At 76.0% G+C, this 26,703-nt stretch carries 25 protein-coding genes and 1 tRNA gene; 21 read left to right on the plus strand and 5 right to left on the minus strand.

Annotation, left to right across the window (positions count from 1 at the left end):
* Window positions 1-145 precede the first annotated feature (145 nt).
* The 7 genes from K8Z61_RS16410 to K8Z61_RS16440 all read left to right on the plus strand — a co-directional run bounded on the left by K8Z61_RS16410 (window position 146) and on the right by K8Z61_RS16440 (window position 9,981).
* On the plus strand, window positions 146-1,594 hold the full coding sequence (locus K8Z61_RS16410) for an NAD(P)H-hydrate epimerase (protein WP_224131099.1): 1,449 nt from the start codon (window positions 146-148) through the stop codon (window positions 1,592-1,594).
* Window positions 1,591-2,823 carry an alanine racemase gene (alr, locus tag K8Z61_RS16415; RefSeq protein ID WP_224131101.1) on the plus strand — a complete coding sequence of 411 codons (1,233 nt, stop codon included), beginning with the start codon at window positions 1,591-1,593 and terminating at the stop codon, window positions 2,821-2,823. The genes K8Z61_RS16410 and alr overlap by 4 nt, the downstream gene beginning before the upstream one ends.
* Complete coding sequence (locus K8Z61_RS16420) at window positions 2,820-3,956, plus strand: alpha/beta fold hydrolase (protein WP_224131102.1); 1,137 nt, start codon at window positions 2,820-2,822, stop codon at window positions 3,954-3,956. Before alr ends, K8Z61_RS16420 begins: the two co-directional genes overlap by 4 nt.
* A complete protein-coding gene (tsaE, locus tag K8Z61_RS16425; protein WP_224131103.1) occupies window positions 3,953-4,906 on the plus strand; it encodes a tRNA (adenosine(37)-N6)-threonylcarbamoyltransferase complex ATPase subunit type 1 TsaE in 954 nt (317 codons plus the stop codon). The genes K8Z61_RS16420 and tsaE overlap by 4 nt, the downstream gene beginning before the upstream one ends.
* Before the next feature lie 168 nt (window positions 4,907-5,074).
* Entirely contained in the window at window positions 5,075-8,755 is a 3,681-nt protein-coding gene (gene mfd, locus K8Z61_RS16430; protein ID WP_374227987.1) for a transcription-repair coupling factor, read from the plus strand.
* Window positions 8,756-8,827: 72 nt separating this feature from the next.
* On the plus strand, window positions 8,828-9,556 hold the full coding sequence (locus K8Z61_RS16435) for a SurA N-terminal domain-containing protein (RefSeq protein ID WP_224131105.1): 729 nt from the start codon (window positions 8,828-8,830) through the stop codon (window positions 9,554-9,556).
* Window positions 9,553-9,981 (plus strand): MazG nucleotide pyrophosphohydrolase domain-containing protein, encoded by a 429-nt coding sequence (locus tag K8Z61_RS16440; RefSeq protein WP_224131106.1) that lies wholly within the window; start codon window positions 9,553-9,555, stop codon window positions 9,979-9,981. Before K8Z61_RS16435 ends, K8Z61_RS16440 begins: the two co-directional genes overlap by 4 nt.
* 41 nt (window positions 9,982-10,022) lie before the next feature.
* On the opposite strand, the gene K8Z61_RS19420 is transcribed toward K8Z61_RS16440, so the two are convergent.
* The 3 genes from K8Z61_RS19420 to K8Z61_RS16455 form a co-directional block, all read right to left on the minus strand.
* Entirely contained in the window at window positions 10,023-10,937 is a 915-nt protein-coding gene (locus tag K8Z61_RS19420) for a hypothetical protein (protein ID WP_308116793.1), read from the minus strand.
* A gap of 97 nt (window positions 10,938-11,034) precedes the next feature.
* Window positions 11,035-11,526 carry a tetratricopeptide repeat protein gene (locus tag K8Z61_RS16450; RefSeq protein ID WP_224131108.1) on the minus strand — a complete coding sequence of 164 codons (492 nt, stop codon included), beginning with the start codon at window positions 11,524-11,526 and terminating at the stop codon, window positions 11,035-11,037.
* Window positions 11,527-11,607: 81 nt separating this feature from the next.
* The gene (locus tag K8Z61_RS16455; RefSeq protein WP_224131110.1) at window positions 11,608-12,735 is read right to left on the minus strand and encodes a hypothetical protein; all 1,128 of its coding nucleotides are present in this window, start codon (window positions 12,733-12,735) and stop codon (window positions 11,608-11,610) included.
* A 112-nt stretch (window positions 12,736-12,847) separates the two neighbouring features.
* Between K8Z61_RS16455 and eno the strand changes: the two genes are divergently transcribed.
* The 10 genes from eno to K8Z61_RS16505 all read left to right on the plus strand — a co-directional run bounded on the left by eno (window position 12,848) and on the right by K8Z61_RS16505 (window position 20,043).
* Window positions 12,848-14,125, plus strand: coding sequence for a phosphopyruvate hydratase (gene eno / locus K8Z61_RS16460; RefSeq protein ID WP_224131112.1), 1,278 nt, complete (start codon window positions 12,848-12,850; stop codon window positions 14,123-14,125).
* A 14-nt stretch (window positions 14,126-14,139) separates the two neighbouring features.
* Complete coding sequence (locus K8Z61_RS16465; protein WP_308116794.1) at window positions 14,140-14,811, plus strand: septum formation initiator family protein; 672 nt, start codon at window positions 14,140-14,142, stop codon at window positions 14,809-14,811.
* A gap of 77 nt (window positions 14,812-14,888) precedes the next feature.
* Window positions 14,889-15,374 (plus strand): DUF501 domain-containing protein, encoded by a 486-nt coding sequence (locus tag K8Z61_RS16470; protein WP_224131114.1) that lies wholly within the window; start codon window positions 14,889-14,891, stop codon window positions 15,372-15,374.
* The gene (locus K8Z61_RS16475; RefSeq protein WP_224131116.1) at window positions 15,359-16,264 is read left to right on the plus strand and encodes a Ppx/GppA phosphatase family protein; all 906 of its coding nucleotides are present in this window, start codon (window positions 15,359-15,361) and stop codon (window positions 16,262-16,264) included. The genes K8Z61_RS16470 and K8Z61_RS16475 overlap by 16 nt, the downstream gene beginning before the upstream one ends.
* A gap of 193 nt (window positions 16,265-16,457) precedes the next feature.
* Window positions 16,458-17,030, plus strand: coding sequence for a phage tail protein (locus K8Z61_RS16480; protein ID WP_224131117.1), 573 nt, complete (start codon window positions 16,458-16,460; stop codon window positions 17,028-17,030).
* A 42-nt stretch (window positions 17,031-17,072) separates the two neighbouring features.
* Complete coding sequence (locus K8Z61_RS19425) at window positions 17,073-17,591, plus strand: glycine cleavage system protein R (protein ID WP_224131119.1); 519 nt, start codon at window positions 17,073-17,075, stop codon at window positions 17,589-17,591.
* A complete protein-coding gene (def, locus tag K8Z61_RS16490; protein WP_224131121.1) occupies window positions 17,588-18,160 on the plus strand; it encodes a peptide deformylase in 573 nt (190 codons plus the stop codon). The genes K8Z61_RS19425 and def overlap by 4 nt, the downstream gene beginning before the upstream one ends.
* A 42-nt stretch (window positions 18,161-18,202) precedes the next feature.
* A tRNA-Leu gene (locus K8Z61_RS16495) sits at window positions 18,203-18,276 on the plus strand.
* A 62-nt stretch (window positions 18,277-18,338) separates the two neighbouring features.
* Window positions 18,339-18,995 carry a bifunctional 2-polyprenyl-6-hydroxyphenol methylase/3-demethylubiquinol 3-O-methyltransferase UbiG gene (locus tag K8Z61_RS16500; RefSeq protein WP_224131122.1) on the plus strand — a complete coding sequence of 219 codons (657 nt, stop codon included), beginning with the start codon at window positions 18,339-18,341 and terminating at the stop codon, window positions 18,993-18,995.
* A gap of 166 nt (window positions 18,996-19,161) precedes the next feature.
* The gene (locus tag K8Z61_RS16505) at window positions 19,162-20,043 is read left to right on the plus strand and encodes a Bax inhibitor-1/YccA family protein (RefSeq protein WP_224131125.1); all 882 of its coding nucleotides are present in this window, start codon (window positions 19,162-19,164) and stop codon (window positions 20,041-20,043) included.
* 199 nt (window positions 20,044-20,242) lie between these two features.
* Here K8Z61_RS16505 and K8Z61_RS16510 read toward each other — a convergent pair whose 3' ends face one another.
* Window positions 20,243-21,298, minus strand: a complete 1,056-nt coding sequence (locus tag K8Z61_RS16510) for an SGNH/GDSL hydrolase family protein (RefSeq protein ID WP_224131126.1) — start codon at window positions 21,296-21,298, stop codon at window positions 20,243-20,245.
* A gap of 87 nt (window positions 21,299-21,385) precedes the next feature.
* On the opposite strand from K8Z61_RS16510, the gene K8Z61_RS16515 reads away from it, so the two are divergent.
* The 3 genes from K8Z61_RS16515 to K8Z61_RS16525 all read left to right on the plus strand — a co-directional run bounded on the left by K8Z61_RS16515 (window position 21,386) and on the right by K8Z61_RS16525 (window position 24,593).
* Window positions 21,386-22,786, plus strand: coding sequence for a cystathionine beta-synthase (locus K8Z61_RS16515; protein ID WP_224131128.1), 1,401 nt, complete (start codon window positions 21,386-21,388; stop codon window positions 22,784-22,786).
* A gap of 155 nt (window positions 22,787-22,941) precedes the next feature.
* Window positions 22,942-23,412 carry a Zn-ribbon domain-containing OB-fold protein gene (locus K8Z61_RS16520; RefSeq protein WP_224131129.1) on the plus strand — a complete coding sequence of 157 codons (471 nt, stop codon included), beginning with the start codon at window positions 22,942-22,944 and terminating at the stop codon, window positions 23,410-23,412.
* Window positions 23,409-24,593, plus strand: a complete 1,185-nt coding sequence (locus K8Z61_RS16525; RefSeq protein ID WP_224131131.1) for a lipid-transfer protein — start codon at window positions 23,409-23,411, stop codon at window positions 24,591-24,593. The genes K8Z61_RS16520 and K8Z61_RS16525 overlap by 4 nt, the downstream gene beginning before the upstream one ends.
* Before the next feature lie 28 nt (window positions 24,594-24,621).
* On the opposite strand, the gene K8Z61_RS16530 is transcribed toward K8Z61_RS16525, so the two are convergent.
* Entirely contained in the window at window positions 24,622-25,572 is a 951-nt protein-coding gene (locus K8Z61_RS16530; protein ID WP_224131133.1) for an adenylate/guanylate cyclase domain-containing protein, read from the minus strand.
* Window positions 25,573-25,677: 105 nt separating this feature from the next.
* Between K8Z61_RS16530 and K8Z61_RS16535 the strand changes: the two genes are divergently transcribed.
* On the plus strand, window positions 25,678-26,703 hold the full coding sequence (locus tag K8Z61_RS16535) for a universal stress protein (RefSeq protein ID WP_224131134.1): 1,026 nt from the start codon (window positions 25,678-25,680) through the stop codon (window positions 26,701-26,703).

The raw sequence follows: 26,703 nt of genomic DNA on the forward strand, positions 1-26,703 counted from the left end.
GCCGCCCCCCCCCCCCCTGCCCCCCCCCCCCGGGGGGGGGCCCCCCCGCCCCCCCGCCCCCCCCCACGCCCGCCGACCAGCTCGCCGACCAGCGCTGCCGGCGTCGCAGGCGGAGACGCGCGGCGGCAGCGGCTACGGTGGCCGGATGCGCCAGGCCCACTCCGTCGAGCAGATCCGGGCGGCCGAGGCGGCGCTGATGGCCCGCCTGCCCGAGGGTGCGCTGATGCAGCGGGCGGCGACCGGGCTGGCGACGGCCGTCCTCGACCTGCTCACCGGCACCGGCGGCGCCTACGGACGCCGGGTGCTGCTGCTCGTCGGCCCCGGGGACAACGGCGGCGACGCGCTGTGGGCGGGCGCGCGGCTCGCGCGGCGCGGGGTGGCGGTCGAGGCGTGGCAGCTCACCGAGCGGGTGCACCGCGAGGGCGCGCAGGCGCTGCGGGCGGCCGGCGGCCGGATCCATCGCCGCACGAGGAGCCTGGCCGCGGCCGAGGCGCCCGACGTCGTCCTCGACGGGATCCTCGGCATCGGCGGACGCCCCGGCCTGCCCGGCGCCGCGCAGGAGGCGCTGGCCGCGATCGACGCGCTGCCGCGGCGTCCGCTCCTGGTGGCCGTCGACCTCCCCTCGGGCGTCGCCGCCGACACCGGCGAGCTCGACGGGCCGCACGTTCGCGCCGACCTGGCCGTCACCTTCGGCACGCACCGCGTCGCCCATCTCGTCGACCCCGCCGCGGGGGCCTGCGGGACGGTGCACCTCGTCGACCTCGGCCTGGACGCGCACCTCCCCGACCCACGGGTCGAGGGGGTGCAGCCGGCCGACGTCGCGGCGCTGCTGCCGCGACCGCGACCCGAGGACCACAAGTACACCCGCGGCGTCGTCGGCGTGCGGGCCGGCTCGGCGACGTACCCGGGCGCGGGCCTGCTGTCCGTGGCCGGCGCCGCCTGCGGACTGGCCGGGATGGTGCGGTTCGTCGGGGACGCCGCCGTGGCCGAGCGCGTCCGTCAGGCGCACCCCGAGGTCGTGGGCGAGGGACGCGTGCAGGCCTGGACGGTCGGCTCCGGCGGCGGGGACGACGCACAGCGCCACCTGCGCGAGGCGCTCGCCGACGGCGTCCCGACGGTCGTCGACGCCGACGCGCTCGCGCACCTCGAGCCCGGCGACGGCCGCGACTCCCTCGTCCTCACCCCGCATGCCGGCGAGCTCGCCCGCCTGCTCGGGGTCGAGCGCGCCGCCGTCGAGGCCGCCCCGCTGGCGCATGTGCGCCGCGCCGCCGAGCAGCACGGCAGCGTCGTGCTGCTCAAGGGCGCCCGCACCCTCGTCGCGCATCCGGACGGGCGGGTGCGCGCCACCGCGAGCGGCCCGCCCTGGCTGGCCACCGCCGGCGCCGGCGACGTGCTCGGCGGGCTGATCGGCGCGCTCCTCGCCGCCGGGCTGGCCCCGCTCGACGCGGCGAGCGTCGGCTCCTGGCTGCACGGGGCGGCAGCGACGCGAGCCTCGGCCGGCGGTCCGATCGTCGCCGGCGACGTCGCCCGGGCGCTGTCGCAGACCCTCCGCGACCTCCTCCGCCCGCCGGGTTCGGCACAATCACCCGCATGACCGCGGAGGAGAGGGCGCAGATCGTCGTCGACCTCGCGGCGATCCGGCACAACGTCGCCCGGCTCCGCGAGGTCGCCGGCGTGCCGGTGATGGTCGTGGTCAAGGCCGACGCCTACGGCCACGGCATGGTGCCGGCGGCCCGCGCGGCCCGCGAGGCCGGCGCGACCTGGCTGGGGGTCGCGAGCCTGGACGAGGCGGTGGCGCTGCGGGCTGCGGGCGACGAGGGTCGGCTGCTCGCGTGGCTCGTCGTGCCCGGCGAGGACTGGGCGCCGGCGATCGCCGCGGACGTCGACGTCACCGCCTACGACCTCGACCACCTCGAGGCCGTCGCCGAGGCGGTGGCCGTCACCGGTCGTCCCGCCCGTCTGCAGCTCAAGGTCGACACCGGCCTCTCCCGCGGGGGCGCTCGCCGCGAGGAGTGGGCCGCGCTCGTGGCCGCTGCCCGGGCCGGCGAGGTGGCCGGCACCTGGCGCGTCACCGGCATCTGGTCGCACCTGGCCTGCTCCGACGAGCCCGAGCATCCGGCGAACGCCCGGCAGGAGGCCGCGTTCCGCGAGGCCCTGGCGGTCGCGGACGACGCCGGCCTGCGCCCCGAGGTGCGGCACCTGGCCAACTCCGCGGGCGCCCTGCTGCTGCCCTCGACCCGCTTCGACCTCGTCCGCTGCGGGCTGGCCGCCTACGGCCTCGACCCCGCGCCCGGACGCCTGCCGGCCGGGGTCGACCTGCGTCCGGCGATGACGGTGCGCGCCCGCCTGGCGCTGGTGAAGCCGATCGCCGCCGGTGACGCGGTCTCCTACGGCCACACCTGGACGGCCGCCGCGCCCACGGTCGTCGGGCTCCTCCCCGTCGGGTATGCCGAGGGCGTGCCGCGGGCGGCCGGCAACCGCGCCGAGGTGACGGTGGCCGGGCGCCGCGCACCGGTGCGCGGCGTCGTGTGCATGGACCAGCTCGTCGTCGACCTCGGCCCCGAGGCCGCCGAGCACGCCGGCGAGGACGCCGTCCTCATCGGCCCGGCCCCCGCGCCCACCGCCCAGGAGTGGGCGGGGTGGTGCGACACCATCTCCTACGAGATCGTCACGCGGCTCGGCGGCCGGTTCGCGCGGCGCCACGTCGACTCCGCGCCGGCGTCCGGCACCGCCGAGCCGACCGAGCCGACTACCGAGCCGACCACCGAGATGACCACCGAGCCGGCCTCGGTGCCGACCGCCGTGGGGGAGGGCGGGCGATGAGCGAGGAGTCGGGCCCCGGCGCGCGGGTGCGCCGCGTCGTCCTGCGGGCCGCCGGCGCGGCCGCCGGCCTCGCGCTGGCGGGCACCGCGGTGCAGGTGGCACGGCAGAACCGCGTCATCCACCGCCGCGACGCCGGCGAGCGCGTCCCGCTGGGCTCCCTGCGCGCGCCCGCGCGGACCGTGGTGGCCGACGACGGCCTCGCGCTGCACGTCGAGGTCGACGAGCCGGAGTCCGCGGTCGGCGGGCCGCAGGGGGAGCGCCCGGGCCGGGTCGCACGCCTGGCCGGCCGGAGCGCGCCGCCGGCGCTGACGGTCGTCTTCGTGCACGGCTACGCGCTGAGCCTCGACTGCTGGCACTTCCAGCGCGCGGCCTACCGGGGCCTGGTGCGCACCGTCTTCTACGACCAGCGCTCGCACGGGCGGTCGGGCCGCTCCGACCGCGAGCACGCGACCATCGACCAGCTCGGCCTCGACCTGCTCGCCGTCCTCGACTCCGTCGCCCCGGAGGGCCCGGTCGTGCTCGTCGGGCACTCGATGGGCGGCATGACGATCGTCGCGCTCGCCGAGCAGCACCCCGAGCTGTTCGGCGACCGGATCGTCGGCACCGCCCTGATCTCCACCACGGCCGGCGGGCTCGACCCCGGCCGGATCCTGCTCCCGATGGTGCCCGCCCGGCTCGGCGGCCGCGCCGTCGCCGGCACCGTCGGCGTGCTCTCGCACGGCCACCGCTCGGTCGACCGGCTGCGCCGGGTCGGCCGCGCCGTCGCCACGGTCGCCACCGACGCCTTCGCGTTCGGCGGCGAGGTGCCCGCCGAGCAGGTGCGGTTCGTCGACGCGATGCTCTCGGCCACCCCGTTCGAGGTGGTCGCCCAGTTCTTCCCGTCCTTCCGCAGCCTCGACAAGTTCCACGCCGTCGAGGTGCTGGGCCGGGTGCCGACGTCGATCGTCTGCGGCACCGCCGACCGCCTCACCGGCATCGGCCACAGCCGCAAGCTGCACAGCCGGATCGCCGGATCGCGGCTGCTCGAGTGCGAGGGGGCCGGACACATGGTGATCATGGAGCGCCACGGGCAGGTGGACGCCGAGCTCGACCAGCTGCTCGCGGCCGCCGCCGAGCGGGTGGCGCGCCGGTGAGCGGCGTGGCCTTCGCGGTGCGGCCCGCCGGCGTCGAGGACGCCGCGGCCGTGCTGGACGTCGTCCGGACGGCCTTCGCGGCGCGCCCCCCGCTGGACCCGCCGGCCGACGCGCTCGCCGAGACCGAGGCCGGCATCGCCGCGCGCCTCGCCGCCGGCGGCGGCCTGGTGGCCGAGGTCGACGGCCGGGCGGTCGGCACGGTCCTGCTCGACCGGCAGGACGACGTCGTGTGGCTGCGGCGCTTCGGCGTGCTGCCCGAGCACCGGGGCGCCGGCATCGCCAGCGGGCTGGTCGACGCCGCCGTCGACGCCGTGCGCGAAGGGCACCCGGACGTCGCGGCGCTGGCCGTCGTCGCCCGCGAGGAGCTGCCGCGCACGGTGCGGTTCTGGGAGGCGCACGGGTTCCGCGAGGTCGGACGCGCCGCACCGCTGGTGCACCTGCGCCGGCCGCTGCGGCTGGAGCGGCGCGGCGTCCCGACCGCGGAGTCGATGCGCGAGCTCGGACGCGAGCTGGCCGGGCGTCTGGGCCGCGGCGACCTCGTCGTGCTCACCGGCGACCTCGGCGCGGGCAAGACGACGCTCACCCAGGGCCTCGGCGAAGGCCTCGGCGTGCGCGGCGGCGTCACGTCCCCGACCTTCGTCATCGCCCGCGTCCACCCGTCGCTGGCCGACGGGCCCGCGCTCGTGCACGTCGACGCCTACCGCCTCGGCGGCGTCGCCGAGCTCGACGACCTCGACCTCGACACCTCCCTCGACGACGCCGTCACGGTCGTCGAGTGGGGCGAGGGGCTGGCCGAGGGGCTCGCGGAGTCGCGGCTGGAGGTGCGGATCGTCCGGCCCGCGGTGGCGCCGGGCGACGACGGCCTCGACCCGCGGATCGTGGAGGTGCTCGGCGTCGGGCCCCGCTGGGCGGACGTCGATCTCGGCCGCGCCGCGCCGGCCGACGCCTGACCGCCCGACCCCGCCGAGCCCGCCCACCCCGCCGACCCCGCCGTCCGGGCGGTCCGGACGTCGGGCCCGGCCCGTAGGATCGACCCGGCCGCGCGGCCCTCGCGCCGGCCCCACCCCCGTCCGTCGCCGGACCGGGGGCGATCGTGCTGCACCCCCGGAGGAAGCCCCGTGCCCACCACCGCCCCGTCCGACGCGTCCGTCGCCGCGCCCGCCTGCGCCTCCGGGTTCACCCGGGCCGTGCTGGCCCAGCCCGTGCTCGCCGAGGTCCTCGACGCCGCCGGCGGATCCGGCCCGGGCCGGCTGCGCACCCTCGACCTCACCGGTCCGGAGGGGCTGCGGCCGTTCCTGGCCGCGGGGCTGGCGGCCGGCGGCCGGACGCTGCTCGTCGTCACCGCCACCAGTCGCGAGGGCGAGGACCTCGTCGCGGCGCTCGCCGACCCCGCCTTCGCCGGTCTCCTCGACCCCGCGCAGGTGGCGTACTACCCGAGCTGGGAGACGCTGCCGCACGAGCGGCTGAGCCCGCGCAGCGACACCGTCGGACGCCGGCTCGCGGTGCTGCGGCGCCTGCAGAACCCTGGCGACGACGCCGCGAGCGGGCCGGTGCGGGTCGTCGTCGCGCCGGTGCGCTCGGTGCTGCAGCCGCAGGTCAAGGGGCTCGGCGACCTCGCGCCGGTCGAGCTCTCGGTCGGCGACTCCGCCGAGCTCGACGACCTCGTGACCCGCCTGGCCGGCGCCGCGTACAGCCGGGTCGACCTGGTGGAGAAGCGCGGCGAGTTCGCGGTGCGCGGCGGCATCGTCGACGTCTTCCCGCCCACCGAGGAGCACCCGCTGCGCGTCGAGCTCTTCGGCGACGACGTCGAGGCCATCCGCTCCTTCTCCGTGGCCGACCAGCGCACCATCGAGCCGGTCGACCGGCTCTGGGCGCCGCCGTGCCGCGAGCTGCTGCTCACCGACGCCGTCCGCGCCCGCGCGGCCGAGCTCGGCCGCGCCCACCCCCGGCTGCTCGAGCTCACCGACAGGATCGCCGCCGGCATCGCGGTCGAGGGCATGGAGTCGCTCGCCCCCGTGCTCGTCGACGAGATGGAGCTGCTGGTCGACGTGCTGCCGGCCGACGCCCAGGTGCTCGTGCTCGACCCCGAGCGGGTCCGTCGCCGGGCGCACGACCTGGTGGCCACCAGCGAGGAGTTCCTCGGCGCCAGCTGGGCCGCGGCCGCGTCGGGCGGCGAGGCGCCGATCGACCCCGTCGACCTCGGCGCGGCGTCGTACCGCAGCCTGGCCGACGTCCGCGAGCACGCGCTCGAGCGCGGCCAGGCCTGGTGGTCGATGAGCCCCTTCGGCCTCGCGCCCGACGTCGACGAGCCGGCCGGGACGGGCCACGCCGGCGCCGCCGTCAGCGCGGCCGACGCCGGCGTCCCGACCCGGGCGCTCGGCGCCCAGCCCGCCGAGGCCTACCGCGGCGACCTCGAGCGCGCCGTCGCCGACGTCGCCCGGTGGCGCGCCGACGGCTACCGGGTGCTCGTCGTCCAGCCCGCGCCCGGCCCGGCGCAGCGCACCGTCCAGGTGCTCGGCGAGGCCGACGTCCCGGCCCGGCTCGACCTCGAGGCGGGCGTCGAGGACGGCGTCGTGACGGTCTCGTGCGGCACTCTCGCGCACGGCTTCGTCGACGACGAGCAGCGGCTGGTCCTGCTGACCGGCGAGGACCTCACCGGCCAGCGCTCCTCCACCCGCGACATGCGCCGCATGCCGGCGCGCCGCAAGCGGCAGATCGACCCGCTCGAGCTCAAGGCCGGCGACTTCGTGGTGCACGAGCAGCACGGCGTCGGCCGGTTCGTGGAGATGAGGCAGCGCGAGGTGCAGGGCGCCACCCGCGAGTACCTCGTGCTCGAGTACGGCGCGTCCAAGCGCGGCGCCCCGCCGGACCGGCTCTACGTGCCGGCCGACGCGCTCGACCAGGTCACCCGCTACGTCGGCGGCGAGCAGCCCAGCCTCGACCGGCTCGGCGGGGCCGACTGGGCCAAGCGCAAGAGCCGCGCGCGCAAGGCGGTGCGCGAGATCGCCGCCGAGCTGATCAAGCTCTACGCGGCGCGTCAGGCCACGCAGGGCCACGCCTTCGGCCCCGACACCCCCTGGCAGCGCGAGCTCGAGGACGCCTTCGCGTTCACCGAGACCGTCGACCAGCTCGTCACGGTCGACGAGGTCAAGCGCGACATGGAGCGCACCGTCCCGATGGACCGGCTGATCTGCGGCGACGTCGGCTACGGCAAGACCGAGATCGCGGTGCGCGCGGCGTTCAAGGCGGTGCAGGACGGCAAGCAGGTGGCCGTCCTCGTCCCGACGACGCTGCTGGTCACCCAGCACCTCTCGACCTTCACCGAGCGGATGTCGGGCTTCCCGATCGTGCTCAAGGGCCTCTCGCGGTTCCAGAGCGACAAGGAGGCCGCGGAGGTGCTCAAGGGCCTGGCCGACGGCAGCATCGACGTCGTCGTGGGCACGCACCGGCTGCTCAACCCCGACATCCGGTTCAAGGATCTCGGGCTGATCATCGTCGACGAGGAGCAGCGCTTCGGCGTCGAGCACAAGGAGCAGATGAAGCGCCTGCGCACCAGCGTCGACGTGCTGTCGATGAGCGCGACGCCGATCCCGCGCACGCTCGAGATGGCGATCACCGGCATCCGCGAGATGTCGACGATCACCACGCCGCCCGAGGAGCGCCACCCGGTGCTCACCTACGTCGGCGCCTACGAGGACCGTCAGGTGGTGGCGGCGATCCGTCGCGAGCTGCTCCGCGACGGCCAGGTGTTCTACATCCACAACCGGGTCAACTCGATCGAGAAGGCCGCCTCGCGCCTCACCGAGCTCGTCCCCGAGGCGCGCGTGGCCACCGCGCACGGCCAGATGAACGAGAAGCAGCTCGAGCAGGTGATGCTGGACTTCTGGGAGAAGCGCTTCGACGTGCTCGTCTGCACCACGCTGGTGGAGTCGGGGCTGGACGTCTCCAACGCCAACACGATGATCATCGAGCGCGCCGACACCCTGGGCCTCAGCCAGCTGCACCAGCTGCGCGGCCGGGTCGGACGCTCCCGCGAGCGCGCCTACGCCTACTTCCTGTACCCGGCCGAGAAGCCGCTCACCGAGACCGCGCACGAGCGGCTGGCCACCCTGGCCCAGCACTCCGACCTCGGCGGCGGCATGGCGATCGCGATGAAGGACCTCGAGATCCGCGGCGCCGGCAACCTGCTCGGCGGCGAGCAGTCGGGCCACATCGCGGACGTCGGCTTCGACCTCTACGTGCGCCTGGTCGGCGAGGCGGTCGCCGACTTCAAGGGCGAGGCCGAGCAGGAGCTGGACGAGGTGCGCATCGAGCTGCCCGTCGACGCCCACCTGCCGCACGACTACATCCCCTCCGAGCGCCTGCGCCTGGAGATGTACAAGCGGCTCGCCGAGGTCCGCACCGACGAGGACGTCGACGCGATCGAGGAGGAGCTGCGCGACCGCTACGGCGAGGCGCCGCTCGTCGTCCTCTCGCTGCTGCTGGTCGCGCGCTTCCGCGCCCGGGCCCGGCAGGCCGGCATCGGCGAGGTGACGATCGCGGGCCGCAACGTGCGCTTCGCGCCGGTCTCGCTGCCGGAGTCGCGGCAGGTGCGGCTGCAGCGGATGTACCCGAAGTCGCTGATCAAGGCGAACGTCGACACCATCCTCGTGCCGCGTCCGCAGACCGCGGTGATCGGCGGCAAGCCGCTGGACGGCATCGCGCTGCTGCAGTGGGCGCGCCAGGTGATCGACGCCGTGATCGACCCGGTGGCCGAGGCCCAGCCGGCAGCCTCGGGCGGGTCCGGGCGCGGGGCCTGACGTCGGGGGCGGACCGGTGCTTCAATGGCGCCGGTCACACCCGTCCCGGCCCCGTCGCCACCAGGAGATCCCGTGCGCCGCTCCGTCACCCGGTCCGTCCTCCCGTCCGTGCTGCGGTCCTCGCTCCGCCCCGCCGTGGCCGCCACGGCGCTCGGACTGCTCGCCGCGTCGACCACCGGCTGCGGGGTGTCCGACCGGACGCTGCGGCCCGGCGTCGCGGCCGTCGTCGACGGCACGACGATCTCCCAGCGCGACGTCGACGACGCCGCCCAGCCCACCTGCGACGTCCTGCGCCTGGACCCCAGCCGGATCGGGCCGGGTCTCACCGGCTACCAGCTGCGGGCCGCGGTGCTCGGCCGGCTCACGCTGAAGGTGATCGGCGACCGCGTCGCGCGGGAGAACGGCGTCGACGGCGCCGCCCTCTACCGGCAGGTCGAGGACGCCGTCCGGTCCAGCCTGCCGGCCTCGCTGCCGCAGGCCACCCGGGACGCCGCGACACCGGTCTTCGCCGCCGGCGACTACGTCAACGAGGTGCTCGACCGCGCCGTCACGGCTCGCCTCGGCGCGAGCGCGCCCGCCCAGGTGCGCACCGCGGCGGGCCAGCAGATCCTGGCGAACGCGCGGGCCGCGACGACGACCGAGACCTCGCCGCTGTTCGGCCCGATCGACCCCGACGCCGCGCCCAGCCCGCCGGCCGGCCTGTCGGTGCCCGTCAGCGAGGTCGCCGCCGCGGCGGCCGCTGCGAGCCCGGCGCCGGAGGCGATCGCGGCGCTGCCGGCCGAGCAGCGCTGCACCGCGTGACGTCCGGATCGGTGCCGCCCGAGGCCGCGGGCGAGCGCGGGGAGCCGCTGCTGGAGTTCCGCGCGATGATACGGCTGCTACGCGCGGAGTGCCCGTGGAAGCGCGCGCAGACCCACGAGAGCCTCCTGCCGTACCTGCGCGAGGAGGCCGACGAGGTGGCCGAGGCGATCGCCGAGGGCGACCCCGACCACCTGCGCGAGGAGCTCGGCGACCTGCTGCTGCAGGTCTACTTCCACGCCGCGATCGCCGAGGAGGCCGGGCGGTTCACGATCGACGACGTCGTGGCGGGGCTGGCGGAGAAGATGCGCCGCCGCAACCCGCACGTGCTGGGCACGCCGGAGCAGGTCGCGGCCGCCCGCGGCCTCGACGCCGAGGGCGTCTCCGCGGCCTGGGAGCGGATCAAGGCCGCCGAGCGCGAGGGGTGACCTCGCGCCCGACGGCCTCCTCGACGGCGTCGCTCAGGGGATCAGGCCACCGGCGCCGTCGCGCAGATCACGTACAGGGTGACCGGGTTCGAGTTCTGGGCGTAGGCGGCGGCCGCCCAGTACCGCGCGGTCGAGCCGTCGGTCGCCGGGGTCCCGGCCGAGTCGGTGGCGGGGTAGGTGTCGCCGGTGATGTCCGACATGCCCTTGTACCCGCCGCCGATGGCGACCTCGCCGAGGTTGCAGGCGACGGTGCGGGTCGACGGGCCGGGCACGTCGTAGGTGACGGACGCCGTCCGCACCGTGATCGATCCGGCGAGGCTCCCCGCCGGCCCCGTGGCTCCGGTCGGTCCCGTCGGGCCGGTCGCGCCGGCGGCTCCGGCCGGGCCCGTGGCGCCGTCCGTGCCCGCGATGCCCTGCGGGCCCGTCGGACCGGTCGGTCCGGTGGCGCCCGTGGCCCCGGTCGCGCCGTTCGTGCCGGCGATGCCGGGGGTGCCGGGCAGGCCCGGGAGGCCCGGGGTGCCGGGCAGGCCGATCGGGCCGGTCGGGCCGGTCGGGCCCGTGACGCCGTTCGCGCCCGCCGGGCCGACGAGGCCGTCGAGGCCCGCAGCGCCGGTCGGACCCGTGGGGCCGGTCGCGCCGGTGGCTCCGGTCGCGCCCGTGGCGCCCGTGGCGCCGGCCGGGCCGGCCAGGCCGTTCTCGCCGGCGGGGCCCTGCGGGCCGGTGGCGCCGCGGCCGTTCCAGGCGATCGGCGTCTCGCCGGCCTTGCACGCGCGACCGGCCGGGACGACGCGCAGCACGCCGTCCTTGCTGAAGCAGCCGGTGACGACGCCGTTGCGCTGGCCGGGCACGGAGTCGTCGGGCGCGGCGAAGGCCGGGGCGGAGGCCAGGAGGCCGGCGGAGGTGGTGGCGAGGAGCGCCACCGAGGTCAGGACGTTGCGGGTCCGTCGAGGGGTCATGCGGGGATCCACCTTCCATGGTGTGGCCCGCGCCGGTCGATCCGGGCGGGTCGGCGCGGCGTCGCTCTCGGGACGACGCCGCGGGCTCGGGTGCGGCTCAGCTCGCCGCGAGGCGGCGCTCGGCCTGGGTCAGACGGGAGCGCGCGGCCGCGTCGGTCGGCTGGAGCCGGACGACGCGGCGCCACAGGGCGACGGCGCCGCGCAGGTCCTCGGTCTCGGTGAGCACGGCCAGGTTGTGCAGGGCCGGCACGTACCGCGGGTCGAGGCGCAGCGCGGTGGCGTAGTGGCGCACGGCGTCGAGCCGGCGTCCGGTCTGCTGGGCCACCAGCCCGAGGTCGTAGTGGCCGTAGACGTTGTCGGGCTCGCGCTCGACGACGGTGGTGAACGCGGCCTCGGCGGCCTCGACGTCGCCGGCCCGCAGGTGGGCTGCGCCCTGGTCGAGCAGCTGGTCGGTCGGCACCGGCGCCGACTGCGCTGCGGGCTGCTCGTGGGAGCAGCCGGCCAGCGAGCCCAGGGCGCCGGTGAGCAGCAGGGTCGGCGCGAGCGCGAGGGCCGCACCGCGGACGCGGAGCCGGGAGCGAGTGGTCACGAGCCGCCGATCGGCCCCGCGTCCGGACGCCTGAGGGGTTCTCGGCCCCGATCTGAAGAGGGGTCCTAGTGCCCGTCAGCGTCAGGCGGGCTCGGCCCGGAGGGCCTCCACGGCGTAGCGCAGGTTCTCCTCGATCCGCGGCCGGTGCTCCGCCGGCAGGTCGGGGTGCGCGAGCGCCTGCTCGGCCGCCGCCCGCGAGGTCGTCGGGTCGCCGATCCAGTAGGCCGCGATCGCCAGCTCGTCCAGCGCGCGCCAGCCGTGGGCCGAGGCGTCGACGAACAGGACGTCGGTGGTCGGCGGCAGCGCGACCGCCTGTCGGGCGACCAGGGCGGCGAGCGGCCAGCGCGGACCGTGCTCGCGGCACCAGCGGGCCAGCTCGACGAGCGGCTCGGCGCGGGTCGGCCGGCTCGCCCAGGCGTCGAGGTGGCGCCCGATGACGACCTCGGGCGGCAGGTCGAGCCGCTCGGAGAGCAGCGCCACCTGGAAGCGGGAGAACCAGACCTCCTCGTCCCAGCCGCCGAGCGCGACGCGACGCTCGTAGGCCGCCAGCGCGTCGGCGTGCCGGCCGAGGTCGCGCAGGGTCTGGGCGAGGTAGAAGGCCGAGCGGGCGTCGTCGGGGTCCTCGGCCAGCGCCCCCTCGAGCAGGCGCAGGTCGCGCTCGAACTTGACCGTGCGGCTCGAGCCGTCGGCGTGGTCGACGAACCACGCCCCGGTGACCAGCGTCGGCGTCACGCCGTCGACCGCGACGTGCTCGTGGGTGACGCCGTGGTAGCGGGCCTCGGCGTCGGCGCGCACCAGGCGCACGTTGGCGTAGTGCAGCGCGCCGGCCCGCTGCTCGAGCAGGTGCAGCGGCAGGGTCAGCCGCTCGCGGAAGGCGGGGTCGTCGACCCGCAGCTCCATGTCGGCGTCGCACAGGAGCAGGTACGTCGGCCGGCCCTCGGGGTCGGGGTGCTCGGCGCACCAGGCGCGGGCGAGGTCGAGCCCGTCGTTGCGCGCCTGCGCGAAGTCGCGGAACGCGCCGTGCCCGACCGTGCCCGGCACCCCGTGCCGCTCGAGGACGCCGCGGATCACCTCCGGCGTGCCGTCGGTGGAGCCGGTGTCGAGGATCGCGCAGGCGTCGATCCAGGGGGCGGCGGCGGCGAGCGAGCGCTCGATGATCGCCGCCTCGTCCTTGACGATCATGGTCAGGCACAGCCGGACGTCGCTCACGGGCCACGACTCTAGGGCGCGCTGTCCAGCGCCCCGGCTCCCGGCGGCGCCGGGGCGGCGCGCGGCACTAGGCTGCGGCTCGTCCGTCACCCTCGCTCAGGAAGTGTTCACCGTGGCATCCATCGAAGCAGTCGGCGCCCGCGAGATCCTCGACTCCCGCGGCAACCCCACCGTCGAGGTCGAGGTCGTCCTCGACGACGGCACCTTCGCCCGCGCGGCCGTCCCGAGCGGCGCGTCCACCGGTGCGTTCGAGGCCGTCGAGCTGCGTGACGGCGGCGACCGCTACGCCGGCAAGGGCGTCGAGAAGGCCGTCGACGCGGTCAACCTGACGATCGCCCCCGCGGTCGAGGGGCTCGACGCCGATGACCAGCGCCTGCTCGACCAGACGATGCTCGACCTCGACGGCACCCCCAACAAGGCGCAGCTCGGCGCGAACGCCATCCTCGGCGTCTCGCTCGCCGTGGCGCGGGCCGCGGCCGACTCCGCGGGCCTGCCGCTGTTCCGCTACGTCGGCGGCCCCAACGCCCACGTGCTGCCGGTGCCGATGATGAACATCCTCAACGGCGGCGCCCACGCCGACACCAACGTCGACATCCAGGAGTTCATGATCGCTCCGGTCGGCGCCCCCACCTTCAAGGACGCCCTGCGCAGCGGCGCCGAGGTCTACCACGCGCTGAAGTCGGTGCTGAAGGCCCGCGGCCTGGCCACGGGCGTCGGCGACGAGGGCGGCTTCGCCCCCGAGCTGCCGTCGAACCGCGCGGCGCTCGACCTCATCGCCGAGGCGATCGAGAAGACCGGCCAGACCCTGGGCCGCGACGTCGTGCTCGCGCTCGACGTGGCCGCCACCGAGTTCCACTCCGAGGGCCGCTACGCCTTCGAGGGCGCGCAGAAGACCGCCGAGGAGATGACGGCCTACTACGCCGAGCTCGTCGCCGCCTACCCGATCGTCTCCATCGAGGACCCCCTCGACGAGGACGACTGGGAGGGCTGGAAGGCGATCACCGACCAGCTGGGCTCGAAGACCCAGCTCGTCGGCGACGACCTCTTCGTCACCAACGTCGAGCGGCTCTCCCGCGGCATCGCCGGCGGCCAGGCCAACGCCCTGCTGGTGAAGGTCAACCAGATCGGGTCGCTCACCGAGACCCTCGACTCCGTCGACCTCGCGCACCGCAGCGGCTACCGCTGCATGATGAGCCACCGCTCCGGCGAGACCGAGGACACCACCATCGCCGACCTCGCCGTGGCCACCAACTGCGGCCAGATCAAGACCGGCGCCCCCGCGCGCTCGGAGCGGGTCGCGAAGTACAACCAGCTGCTGCGCATCGAGGACGTCCTCGGCGACGCGGCGCGCTACGCCGGTGTGTCGGCGTTCCCGCGCTTCGCCTCCTGAGTCACTCTAGGCACGTGAGCCCCGATCCCCGACGCACCGCGCCCCGGGGGTCGGGCCCCCGTGCCCGCACCGGCCCCGGCCGTCCCGAGGCCGGACGGGTCTCGACGGGCTCGACCACCATGCGGGGCGGCTCGACCACCGCGCGGGGCGGCTCGACCACCGCGGCGGGCTCCGGCGCAGTCGGCCGGGGTTCGCTCGGCGGCGGTGCCGGCCGGGGCGAGACGGGCGGACGTCGTCGGCCCCGGCTCACCGGCCGGGCGGCGATCCTCGTCCTCGTCCTCGCGGTGCTGACCGTGTCCTACGCCTCGTCCGCCCGGGCCTACCTGCGGCAGCGGGCCGATCTCGAGCAGGTGCAGGGCGACATCGCCCGCAAGCAGCAGGAGATCAAGCGGCTGCAGGCCGAGAAGGACCGCTACCAGGACCCCGCGTTCCTCGCCCAGACCGCGCGCGAGCGGTTCGGCTACTGCGCCGCCGGCGACACCTGCTACGTCGTCCTCGACCGCGACGGCACCCCGCTGCGGGCCGAGTCGCGGCTCGGCGACCCGACCGACGTGGGCGGTCCGACCACCCCGCGCGCCTGGTGGGACGACGCGTGGCGCTCCGCCCAGGTCGCCGGCGACCCGCCGCAGGACTCCCAGGCGCCTCCGGCCACCCTGATCGACGGCTCGAAGGAGCCCCGGGGCTGAGCCCGGGCGAGCCCGACCCGCCCCCACCGCGTCCCGCCCCCACGCCCACCCAGACCCCCGCCCATCGAAGGACCACCGTGATCGATCCCGCCGACGAGGCGGCCGTCGAGGCCCAGCTCGGTCGCGCTCCGCGCGGCATCCACGCCGTCGGCCATCGCTGCCCCTGCGGCAGCCCCGACGTCGTCACCACCGAGCCGCGCCTGCCCGACGGCACGCCGTTCCCCACCACCTACTACCTGACTTGCCCGCGGGCGGCCTCGCGCATCGGCTCGCTCGAGGGCGGGGGGCTGATGAAGGAGATGGAGGCCCGGCTGGCCGAGGACCCCGAGCTCGCCGCGGCCTACGCGGCGGCGCACGAGCGCTACCTCGCGGCCCGCGCCGAGCTCGGCGAGGTCGAGGAGATCGCCGGCATCTCGGCGGGCGGCATGCCCACCCGCGTCAAGTGCCTGCACGTGCTGGCCGGGCAGTCGCTGGCCCAGGGTCCGGGCGTCAACCCGCTGGGCGACGAGGTGCTCGAGCGGCTCGGCGCCTGGTGGGAGGAGGGGCCGTGCGTGCCCCGGTAGCCGCCATCGACTGCGGCACCAACACGATCAAGCTGCTCATCGGCGCGCTGCCGGACGTCGCGGTGCGCACCTCGCGGATGGTGCGGCTCGGCCAGGGCGTCGACGCCACGGGGCGGCTCGCCCCGGAGGCGCTGGACCGGGCGTTCGCGGCGATCGAGGAGTACGCCGACCTGATCGCCGCTCACGACGTCGCGCCCGAGCACGTCCGCTTCTGCGCCACCTCCGCGACCCGCGACGCCGAGAACGCCGCCGAGTTCGCGGCCGGGGTCGAGGCCCGGCTCGGCGTGCGGCCCGAGGTGCTCAGCGGCACCGAGGAGGCCGCGCTGGCCTACGCGGGCGCCGTCCGCGGGCTCGCCGACGCCGCGCGTCCGGTGCTCGTGATCGACGTCGGCGGCGGCTCCACCGAGCTGATCCTCGGCGACGCCGAGCCCACCGCGGCGCACTCGATGGACATCGGCTCGGTGCGGCTGACCGAGCGGTTCCTGCGCTCCGACCCGCCGACGGCCGACGAGGTCGCCGCCTGCGTCGCGCACGTCGACGCCCAGCTCGACGCCTGCCCGGTCGACCCGGCCGCGGGCGCGACCGTCGTCGGCGTGGCCGGCACCTTCACCTCCGTCGCCGCCGGCGTGCTGCGGCTCGCCGCCTTCGACCCCGACGCGATCGACCACGCCCGGCTGCCGCTGGCCGACGTCCACCGGCTGTGCGACGCGCTGGTGGCGATGACCACCGCCCAGCGCCTCGAGCTCGGCTGGATGCACCCGGGGCGGGCCGACGTCATCCCCGCCGGGGCGATCATCGTCAGCCGGGTGCTGGCCCGGGCGAGCGTCGGGCACCTGGTCGTCGCCGAGGCCGACATCCTCGACGGCATCGCCTGGTCGATCCCGACCTGACCCCGGTGCCCGGCTCCGGCGCCGCTCACGGTGATCGAGCCGCGGTCACGGTGATCGAGCCGCGGTCACGGTGATCGGGCCGCGGTCACGGGGATCGAGCCTGTCGAGATCCGCACGCAGCAGGGCCCGTCCGGGCCATGGCGGGGCGTCGCGGGCCGTCCCTAGCGTGGGCAGCCCGTCGTCAGGAGTCCCCATGCCGTCCGAGCCCGTCCGCACCGCCGTCGTCGCGACCCTCGCCGCCCTCGGCGGCGCGCTGCTCGCCGTCCCGATCGCCGCGACCGCCCGCGGCGCCGATCCGGCTCCCGCGCCCGCCGCCACGAGCCCCGAGCGGGCGACCGCCCCGGTGGTGCTCTGCGTCGCCCGACGCGGGGGAGCGGTGCGGGTCGTCTCGAGCACCGCGCGCTGCCGCGACGCCGAGCGGGCGGTTGTCGTCCCGACCGTACGACGCGGGCCCGCCGGACCGGCGGGACCCGCCGGTCCGGGCGCTACCGTGCTCGGCACCGACACCTCGGACGCGGCCGAGGGACGTCAGGCCGACTGCACCGTCGGCGAGGTGCGCCTGTTCGCGGGGGCGGTCGGCGACGCCGTGCCCGCCGACGGCCGCGAGCTGTCGATCAATCAGAACAACGCCCTGTTCGCCCTGATCGGCAACCGGTTCGGCGGCGACGGCCGGACCACGTTCGCGCTCCCCGATCTGCGGGCGGCGGCGCCGAACGGCCTCACCTACCAGATCTGCACGACCGGCACGTTCCCGACCGCGCCCTGAGGTCGGGCCGGGCTCGGGTCCGCGGGCTGCCAGAATGCGCCCGTGACCTCGCTCGCCATCACCGTCCTCGGGCACGACCGGCCCGGCATCATCGCCGAGACCACCGGACGCCTCGCCGACCTCGGGCTCAACCTCGAGGACTCCACCATGACGCTCCTGCGCGGCCAGTTCGCGATGATGCTCGTGTGCGCCGGCGACGTCGCGCCCGCCGCGATCGAGGACGCGCTGGCCCCGCTCACCGCCGACGGCACGCTGGACGTCAGCGTGCGCGAGGTCGTCCCGGGGGCCGCCGGCGCGGCGGTCGGCAGCAGCTGGGTGCTCACCGTGCACGGCGGCGACCGTCCCGGCATCGTCTCCTCCGTCGTCGGCCGGGTGGCCGCCGTCGGCGGCAACATCACCGATCTGACGACGCGCCTGGCCGGCGACCTCTACCTGCTGGTCGCCGAGATCGACCTCCCGGCCGGCACCGACGTCGACGCCGTCCGCGCCGCGATCGCCGAGGCCGCCGAGGCCCTCGGCGTGGGCGCGTCGCTGCGCGCGGCGGAGGCCGACGACCTGTGAGCACCGCACCGGCCGGCGTCAACGAGCGGGTCGCGACCTGGACCGAGGCCGAGCTCGGCCTTGAGGGACGCGTGCTCGACGTCGTCCGCGCGCCCGCGTCCGTCCTCTCGACCGTCGGCGCGCCGGTCGACCCGACGTCCGAGGAGTCCGTCCGGCTGGCCGCCGACCTGGTCGCCACCATGCGCGTCAGCCCCGGCTGCGTCGGCCTGGCCGCCCCGCAGGTGGGCGTGAGCGCGCAGATGTTCTGCGTCGACGTCTCCGAGCACCCCAAGACCCGCGAGCACCACGGCACGTTCGTGCTCTGCAACGCCGAGGTGGTGGAGTCCAGCCGCAACGAGAAGGCGCGGGAGGGGTGCATGAGCGTCCCGGACCTCACCGGCGACGTGAAGCGCGCGTCCCGCGTCACCGTGCGCGGGCAGCTGCCCGGCACCGGGGAGGAGGTCGTCCTGGCTGCCGTGGCGTTCGAGGCGCGGGCGCTGCAGCACGAGATCGACCACTGCCAGGGGCTGCTCTTCCTCGACCGGGTGGCCGGGGCGCACGCGATCTACCAGCGCAAGACCTACCTGTAGCGCCTGCGTGCCGCGACGTCCCGTGCTTCGCTGACGGGCGAGGCCCCCGTATCCCAATCGGCAGAGGAAGCCGTCTTAAACACGGCGTGGTGTGGGTTCGAGTCCCACCGGGGGCACCGAGCCGACGTCCGCGCGACGGCCGGCGGGCGACACGCTCCGGATCTGGGAGGATCGGCCGGTGACCCACCACCACCATGACCCCGCCGCGCACGACGCCGACCCGACCTGGGTCTACAGCGCCGGCTACTGGGACGAGCGGTACGCAGGCGACCGCGTGTGGAGCGGGCGGGTCAACAGCCGGCTCGTCGAGCAGACCGCCGACCTGACGCCCGGCCGGGCGCTCGACGTCGCCTGCGGGGAGGGCGGGGACGCCGTCTGGCTCGCCGCGCAGGGCTGGGAGACCTGGGCGGTCGACGTCTCGCCGGTGGCCGTCGCGCGCACCGGGGCCCATGCCGCCGAGCGCGGCGTCGCCGTCACGGCGCGGGTGTGGGACGGCCTGTCCGGCGACCCGCTGCCCGGGGCACCGTTCGACCTCGTCACCGCGCACTTCCTCCACCTCCCGCCGCAGCTGCGCGCGGTCGTGTACCCCCGGCTGGCCGACGCCGTCGGCACCGGCGGACGGCTGCTGGTGGTCGGGCACCACCCGTCCGACGTCGAGACCGGAGTCCGGCGTCCGCACGGCGACGGCCTGCTGCTCACGGCCGCCGACGTCGTCGGCCTGCTGGACGCCGCCGCCTGGGAGGTCGAGGTCGCCGACGAGCCGACCCGCGAGCAGCTCGTCGACGGCGCTGCGGTCGTCGTCCGCGACACCGTGGTGCGGGCGCGACGGCGCTGAGCTGCCCGGGCCGATCACGGCCGGCCAGGGCCGATCCGGGCCCACCCCGCCAGGTGCTGTGGATCTCCTGAGATCGGGAACCATCCCAGCGTGACCGGCGTTGACCCGGTACACGGCGAGTCGTCACGGAGGCGACCGCCAGGCCTCCAGGGAGGAGACCGAGACCATGCAGAGCAACAACCCGGTGTTCCGCCGGTCCGAGGAGTTCAACCGCTCCGGCGCGAACGCGTACGGCACACAGACCTACCCCGGCTACGGCAGCGACCCCTCCACGTGGGGCGTCGGCTCGCCGGGAGACCCCCAGGGCTACGGCCTCGCCCCCACTCCCACCGCCTCCGGCGGTCGGATGACGATCGACTCGGTCGTCCAGAAGACGGGGGTGAGCATCGGCCTGGTCGTCCTGGCCGCCATGGCGACCTGGATCCTGACGCCGAGCATCGAGACCCTGCCCGACGGCACCGTCGACACCAGCGGCCTCGGCACGCTGTTCGCCGCCGCCACGCTCGGCAGCCTCGTCGCCTTCGGCCTCTCGATGGTCAACTCCTTCAAGCGGGTCGTGAGCCCCGGCCTCGTGATGGCGTTCGCCGTCGCCGAGGGCGTCGCGCTCGGCGGCCTCAGCAAGGTGTTCAACATCGTCTACCCCGGCGGCAACGTCGTGCAGGGCGCCGTGATCGGCACCTTCGCCGCGTTCGGCGGCACGCTCGCGGCCTACAAGTTCCTGAACATCCAGGTCGGCGACAAGTTCCGTCGCTTCGTGTTCGCCGCCGTGCTGGGCATGGTCGGCCTCTCGCTCATGGAGCTCGTGCTCAGCCTGTTCGGCGCCCAGATCGGCCTGTTCGGCGTCAGCGGCCTCGGCATGCTGACCGCCGTCGCCGGCCTCGTGCTCGGCGTGTTCATGCTGATCCTCGACTTCGACTTCGTCGAGCAGGGCATCCGCAACGGGCTGCCCGAGCGCGAGTCGTGGACCGCCGCGTTCGCGATGACCGTCAGCCTGGTCTGGATCTACACCAACCTGCTGCGCATCCTCGCCTACTTCCAGCAGGACTGATCGCGACGCGGGTCCGTCCCGTGGCCTGATCGGAGGGCCCGTCCGAGCTCCGGCTCGGGCGGGCCTTCGTCGTTCCCGGGGCTCGGTTCGCCGACGTCCGGGCCGACATGTCAGGGGAAGCTGGACGTTGTCAGGGGAAGTTTCACCTGACAACGTCCGGTTTCCCCGGATATCCGGGGAAACCTGCGCGCGCGCCGGATCAGCCGACCGGCACCGGCGCACCGGCGTCGGCGGCGCCGTCGCCCGAGTCGGTCTCGACGTCGTCGGGGGCCTCGCTGGCGGTGTCGTCGCGGCGTCGGCGATGCCGCAGCTCGACCCAGCGGCCCCGGACGCCGAGGCGGGCGCCGCCGATCTCGGTGCCGCCGAGCTCGGTGCCGGGGTGGTTGACGGCGCGGATCGCGGCGTCGGTGATCGGCAGGACGCCCTCGCCGCGGACGGTCTCGAGGGACAGCTCGCGCTCGTCGACGACGCCGAGCGCGGCGAGCGTGCTGGGCAGCAGCACCGAGGCGAGGCGTCGGTAGCCCTCGGCGGAGGGGTGGAACTGGTCGGGGCCGAACAGCAGGGCGGGGGTGGCGGCGAACTCCGGGCCGAGGATCGAGCCGAGCGAGACCGTGCGTCCGCCCTCCTCGAGCACCGCGATCGTCTGGCCCGCGGCGAGCCGACGCGACCAGGCGCGCGCCACCTGCTTGAGCGGCGGGGCGATCGGCTTGATCGTGCCGAGGTCGGGGCAGGTGCCGACGACCACCTCGACGCCGGACTCGCGCAGCCGACGCACCGCCTCGGCGAGGTGGCGCACCGAGACGGCCGGCGGCGTCACGTGCGTGACGTCGTTGGCGCCGATCAGCAGCACGGCGACGTCGGGCTGCGAGGGCAGGATGCGGTCGATCTGCTCGTCGAGGTCGCCGGTGCGCGCGCCGACCACGGCCACGTCGCGCAGGTGGACGCGGCGGTCGGCGTGGGCCGCGACCCCGCTGGCCAGGAGCGCGCCGGGCGTCTCCTCGACCCGCTCGACCCCGTAGCCGGCGGCGCTGGAGTCGCCGAGCACCGCGATCTTGATCGCCGGGCCGGGACGTCCGCGGCCGTACCAGCCGGTGGGGTCGGGGGGCGGGGTGGTGAGGATCGGGCCGATCGCCTTGCGGGCCCACTTGGCCTCCAGGGTGAGGACGCCGTAGAGGCCGGCGCCCAGCACCGAGACCCCGCCGCCGCCGAGGGCGGCCGCGGATGCCAGACGTCGCGCCGCGCTCGCTCTGCTCACGCTCGCAGTCTAGGGATCCGCAGCACCGCCCGTCGGGGGCTGCTCCTCGGGGTGAGGGCGGCGCCCCGGCGGGCCTAGGGTGACGACGTGGACTACGTCGACTCCCTGCTCGACCTCATCGGCGACACCCCGCTGCTGAGGCTCGGACGCACCCTGGACCTGCCCGCCGACACGGACCCGACCGGTCCGCTCGTGCTGGCCAAGATCGAGTACCTCAACCCCGGAGGCTCGGTGAAGGACCGCATCGCGACCCGGATGATCGAAGCCGCCGAGGCCTCCGGCGAGCTGCAGCCGGGCGGCACGATCGTCGAGCCGACGTCCGGCAACACCGGCGTCGGGCTGGCGATGGTGGCGCAGGCGAAGGGCTACAAGTGCGTCTTCGTCTGCCCCGACAAGGTCAGCGAGGACAAGCGCAACGTGCTGCGGGCCTACGGCGCGGAGGTCGTCGTCTGCCCGACGGCCGTGCCCCCCGAGCACCCCGACTCCTACTACAACGTCTCCGACCGGCTCGCCTCGCAGCCCGGCGCCTGGAAGCCCAACCAGTACGCCAACCCGCACAACCCGCGCTCCCACTACGAGACCACCGGCCCGGAGATCTGGCGCCAGACCGAGGGGCGGATCACGCACTTCGTGGCCGGCGTCGGCACCGGCGGCACGATCTCGGGCATCGGGCGCTACCTCAAGGAGCAGAACCCCGACGTCCGCATCATCGGAGCCGACCCGGCCGGGTCGGTGTACTCCGGTGGCACCGGGCGTCCGTACCTGGTCGAAGGCGTCGGCGAGGACTTCTGGCCCGACACCTATGACCGCGGCCTGCCCGACCGGATCATCGAGGTCTCCGACGCCGACTCCTTCGCCTACACCCGCCGGCTGGCCCGCGAGGAGGCGCTGCTCGTCGGCGGCTCGTCCGGCATGGCCGCCTTCGCCGCGCGTCAGCTGGCCCACGAGCTCGCCGGCACGCCGGAGGGACGCGACGCGGTGATCGTGGTGCTGCTGCCCGACTCCGGACGCGGCTACCTGACCAAGGTCTTCAACGACGAGTGGCTCGCGCAGTACGGCTTCCTCACCGGCGCCGAGCGCGACGGCCGGACGGTCGGGGAGGTGCTGCGCGGCAAGTCGGGCGGTCTGCCCGACCTGGTGCACACCCACCCGGCCGAGACCATCGCCGAGGCCGTGGCGATCCTGCAGGAGTACGGCGTCTCGCAGATGCCGGTCGTGCGCGCCGAGCCGCCGATCGTCGCCGCCGAGGTGGCCGGCTCGGTCTCCGAGCGGGCGCTGCTGGATGCGCTCTTCGCCGGCCACGCCCGGCTCACCGACCCGGTCGAGGACCACATGTCCGGCCCGCTGCCGACGATCGGCTCGAACGTCCCCGCGCAGGACGCCGTCACGCTGCTGGAGTCGGCCGACGCCGTGCTCGTGCACGAGGACGGCAAGCCGGTCGGCGTGCTCACGCGTCAGGACCTGTTGGCGTTCCTGGCGCAGGGGTAGGCGTCAGGACGCGTGACAGTTTCATCGGTCAGCCGATGAAACTGTCGCTTGCACGCTGAAGTTTCAGCGTCCAGGTGACAGTTTCGTCGGTCAGCCGATGAAACCGCCCGGCCCAGCCCCCTAGAATCAGAACACGTTCTAGTTCTGGAGGCACCATGACCGCCACGCCGGCGATCGAGGGCTGGTTCACCACCGACCCCGAGCCCGCGCTCACCGCCGACCGCTGCACCACCTGCGGCACGGTGTTCTTCCCGCCCACGGCCGCGGCCACCGGGTTCTGCCGCAACCCGGGCTGCGACGGCGAGACGTTCGAGTCCGCGTCGCTCAGCCGCCGGGGGACGGTGTGGTCGTACACCGACGCGCAGTACCGGCCGCCGGCGCCGTACGTGCCGGCCACCGACCCCTACGAGCCGTTCGCGCTCGCCGCCGTCGAGCTGCCCGAGGGCCTGGTCGTGCTGGGCCAGGTGGCGGAGGGCTTCGGCGTGGCCGACCTGCGGGTCGGGGCCGAGGTCGAGGTCGTCGTCGAGACGCTCCACGTGGAGCAGACCGACGACGGACCGGTCGAGCGCACCATCTGGCGCTGGCGTCCCATCGCCCCGGCGCGCGCCGAGGAGGTCGTGGCATGAGCGACGTGGTGGTGGCCGGCGCGGGCATGCACCCGTGGGGCAAGTGGGGCCGCAGCTTCGTCCAGTACGGCGTCCACGCGGCGCGCGCGGCGCTGGCCGACGCCGGCGTCCCGTGGACCGACGTCGACCTCGTCGTCGGCGGCGAGACCGTCCGCAACGGCTACGGCGGGTACGTGGCCGGCTCGACGTTCGCCTCGGCGCTGGGCTGGAACGGCGCGCGCATCGCGACGTCCTACGCCGCCTGCGCCACGGGGGCGCAGGCGATCGACACCGCGCGGGCGCGGATCCTGGCCGGCCTGAGCGAGGTGGCGCTGGTGGTCGGCGCCGACACCACGCCCAAGGGGTTCCTCGCGCCGAACGCCGGCGAGCGCTGGGACGATCCCGACTGGCTGCGCTTCCGCCTGCTGGGCATGACCAACCCCGCCTACTTCGCGCTCTACGCGCGGCGCCGCATGGACCTGCACGGCGCGACCAGCGAGGACTTCGCGCGGGTCAAGGAGAAGAACTCCCGCCACGGCCTGCACAACCCCCACGCGCGCTACCGCAAGGAGGTCAGCGCCGGCGAGGTGCTCGCCTCGGCGATGGTCAGCGACCCGCTGCACCTGCTCGACATCTGCGCCACCAGCGACGGCGCGGCGGCCGTCGTCCTGTGCAGCCGGGACTACGCCGAGCGCCTCGGGCTGCGGGAGCCGGTGCGGGTGGCGGCCGTCTCGACCGTGGCGCCCACCTTCCCGAACACGGTCATCGACATGCCGCTGCTGGCCACCGACGCCTCCGGCGGCGCGGCGCCGGCGCGCACGTTCAAGGAGTCGCTCGCCGACGCCGCCTACGAGGAGGCCGGCCTCGGACCGGAGGACGTCGACGTCGCGGAGGTCTACGACCTCTCAACCGCGCTGGAGCTGGACTGGATCGAGGACCTCGGGCTGTGCAAGCCCGGTGAGGCCGAGGTGCTGCTCCGGGCGGGGGACACGACGATCGGCGGGCGCATCCCGGTGAACCCGTCGGGCGGGCTGGCCTGCTTCGGCGAGGCCGTCCCGGCGCAGGCGATCGCCCAGGTCTGCGAGCTCACCTGGCAGCTGCGCGGGCAGGCGACCGGACGTCAGGTCGAGGGCGCCCGGGTCGGCATCACCGCCAACCAGGGTCTCTTCGGCCACGGCTCGAGCGTGATCCTGACGCGCTGAGCCGGGCGTCGCAGCACTGGGGCCGCGCTCAGTCCCGGGAGTCGGTGCCGGGCAGGACGCCGGCGGCGTCCTGAGCAGCGTCCGCTGCGGCGTCCCCCGGGAGCCCGTCGCGCGCGGCGGCGTCCCAGCGCAGCCGCCACAGCCGGTGGCGGCCGGGCAGGCCCTTGAGCTCGGCGTCCCCGGCCGACTCCACGACCACCTTGCGGTGCCCGCGCGCGGCCTGCGCCACGGCGTCGCTGAGCAGCACCTCGCCGCCGCCGGCCAGCGACGCGACGCGCGCGGCCAGGGCGACGTTGCGGCCGAAGTAGTCGCCGTCGCGGGAGATGACGGTGCCGGTGTGCACGCCGATGCGCACCCGCACCGGCGTCAGGCGCAGCCGCGGGTCCAGCGAGCGGGCCAGGGAGCGCTGGATCGAGCGGGCGGCGAGCACGGCCGCGGTCGGGTCGCGGAAGGCGACCATGAACCCGTCGCCGGCGGTCTTGACGACCTGCCCGCGTCGTCGCTCGATCGCGCCGCGCACCAGCGCGTCGTGCGCCTCGAGCACCTTGACCCAGGTGCGGTCGCCGAGCCGGTGGTTGAGCGCGGTGGAGTCCTCGATGTCGGAGAAGAGCAGCGTGACGCTGCCGTCGGGCGCCGCGATCTCGAGGATGTCGGGCCGCCGCTCCAGCGCCCAGGCGGTGAGGTCGTCCAGCGACATCGCCAGCAGGCCGGTGACGCCGTGCCGCCGCACCCGGGCGGCGGTCTCGACCGCGGTGCCCACCATCGTCCGCAGGGCCCGCTCGGCCGTCGTGGCGCCGGTGGCCGGACGCAGCGCGGTGTCGAGGTCGGCCTCCAGGCGTCCGATCCGCTCCCGGGCCGCGGCGAGGTCGGCCGCGAGGCCGGAGGCGCGGCGCCGCAGCGCCAGCACGAGGACGCCCAGCGCCACCGCCGCGACCGCCACGACGGCCAGCGCGAGCCGGGTGGCGGCGAGCGTCGTCACGCAGCAGAGGGTAGCGATCGGCCCGGCCGCAGCGGGACCAAAGGACCCCGCGGCGGGGCTCCGCGCCCCTGCCGCGCGGACCCCGCCGACGGTTGGCTGTCCACCATGACCTCCCCGTCCGTCCACCCGACGCTGTCGTCCGACGACCCGACGCCGCTGGAGCCCGGCTCGGTGGTCGTAGGCGTCGACGGCTCGGGCGCCTCCGACCACGCGCTGCGCTGGGCCGCGGAGCAGGCCGTGGGCCTGCGTCGGCCGCTCGCGGTGGTGCACGCGGTGCCGCCCGTCGCCTCGCCCGTCGCCGGGTGGCGGGAGTCCGCCGACGTCGACGTGCTGCGCGACGCGCTGAGGGTCGAGGGTCGGGCCCGGCTCCTGGCCGCCCAGCTGCGGCTGCACGAGCGCCACCCCGGGCTCGCGGTGCGCGTCGTGCTGCGCGACGGGGACCCGCGGGTCGTCCTGCCGGAGGTCGCCGCGGACGCCGCGCTGCTCGCTGTCGCCCCGCGCGGGGTCGGCGGCGCCGCCCACCTGCTGCTCGGCTCGGTGAGCGCGACCCTCGCCCGGCACGCGGTGGTGCCGACCGCCGTGGTGCGCCGCGGCCCGGGTCCGAGCCGCGGCGTGCTCGTCGGCGTCGAGGGCACCCCGGCGGGCTGGGACGTGCTCGAGGCGGGCTTCCGGCTCGCCTCGGCCCGCGGCTGGCGGCTGACCGCCCTGCATGTCGTCGCCTGCGGGGCCGGCGCCGACGACCTCGCCGAGCACGAGGACGGGCACGGGCACGGGCGCGGGCACGAGTACCGACACGAGCACCGGCACGACCACGGTCACGCCGAGGCCGCCGCCGAGCTGGACGCCGTGCTCGCGGGGTTCGTCGAGAAGTTCCCGGACGTCGAGGCGCTGGGCCGGGTCGCCGTCGGACGGCCCGACGAGGTGCTCGTGCGCGCCTCCGAGGGACGCGCGCTGACGGTCGTCGGGGCCGAGCGCCGCGGTCCGGTCGGCACCGCGCTGTTCGGCTCGGTGGCCGGCGCGGTGGTCGAGCACGCGGCATCGTCGGTGGTCGTCGTCCCGATGGCGTCGTCGGCCGGTCGGCGGCCGACCCGCTCGGGCGGGGAGCGGGGCTGGGGTGCGGCGCTAGCGTGA

Origin of the sequence: Nocardioides sp. TRM66260-LWL (assembly GCF_020075545.1) — a bacterium.
In the GTDB taxonomy this organism is placed as follows: domain Bacteria; phylum Actinomycetota; class Actinomycetes; order Propionibacteriales; family Nocardioidaceae; genus Nocardioides.

What these genes read in the sequence shown, in the direction of transcription:
- alr (WP_224131101.1), top strand. Translation starts at nt 1,591, where the DNA reads ATGACCGCGGAGGAGAGGGCGCAGATCGTCGTCGACCTCGCGGCGATC.
- K8Z61_RS16480 (WP_224131117.1), top strand. Translation starts at nt 16,458, where the DNA reads ATGCCGTCCGAGCCCGTCCGCACCGCCGTCGTCGCGACCCTCGCCGCC.
- K8Z61_RS16535 (WP_224131134.1), top strand. Translation starts at nt 25,678, where the DNA reads ATGACCTCCCCGTCCGTCCACCCGACGCTGTCGTCCGACGACCCGACG.
- K8Z61_RS16410 (WP_224131099.1), top strand. Translation starts at nt 146, where the DNA reads ATGCGCCAGGCCCACTCCGTCGAGCAGATCCGGGCGGCCGAGGCGGCG.
- K8Z61_RS19420 (WP_308116793.1), bottom strand. Translation starts at nt 10,937, where the DNA reads ATGACCCCTCGACGGACCCGCAACGTCCTGACCTCGGTGGCGCTCCTC.
- K8Z61_RS16525 (WP_224131131.1), top strand. Translation starts at nt 23,409, where the DNA reads ATGAGCGACGTGGTGGTGGCCGGCGCGGGCATGCACCCGTGGGGCAAG.
- K8Z61_RS16505 (WP_224131125.1), top strand. Translation starts at nt 19,162, where the DNA reads ATGCAGAGCAACAACCCGGTGTTCCGCCGGTCCGAGGAGTTCAACCGC.
- K8Z61_RS16520 (WP_224131129.1), top strand. Translation starts at nt 22,942, where the DNA reads ATGACCGCCACGCCGGCGATCGAGGGCTGGTTCACCACCGACCCCGAG.
- K8Z61_RS16420 (WP_224131102.1), top strand. Translation starts at nt 2,820, where the DNA reads ATGAGCGAGGAGTCGGGCCCCGGCGCGCGGGTGCGCCGCGTCGTCCTG.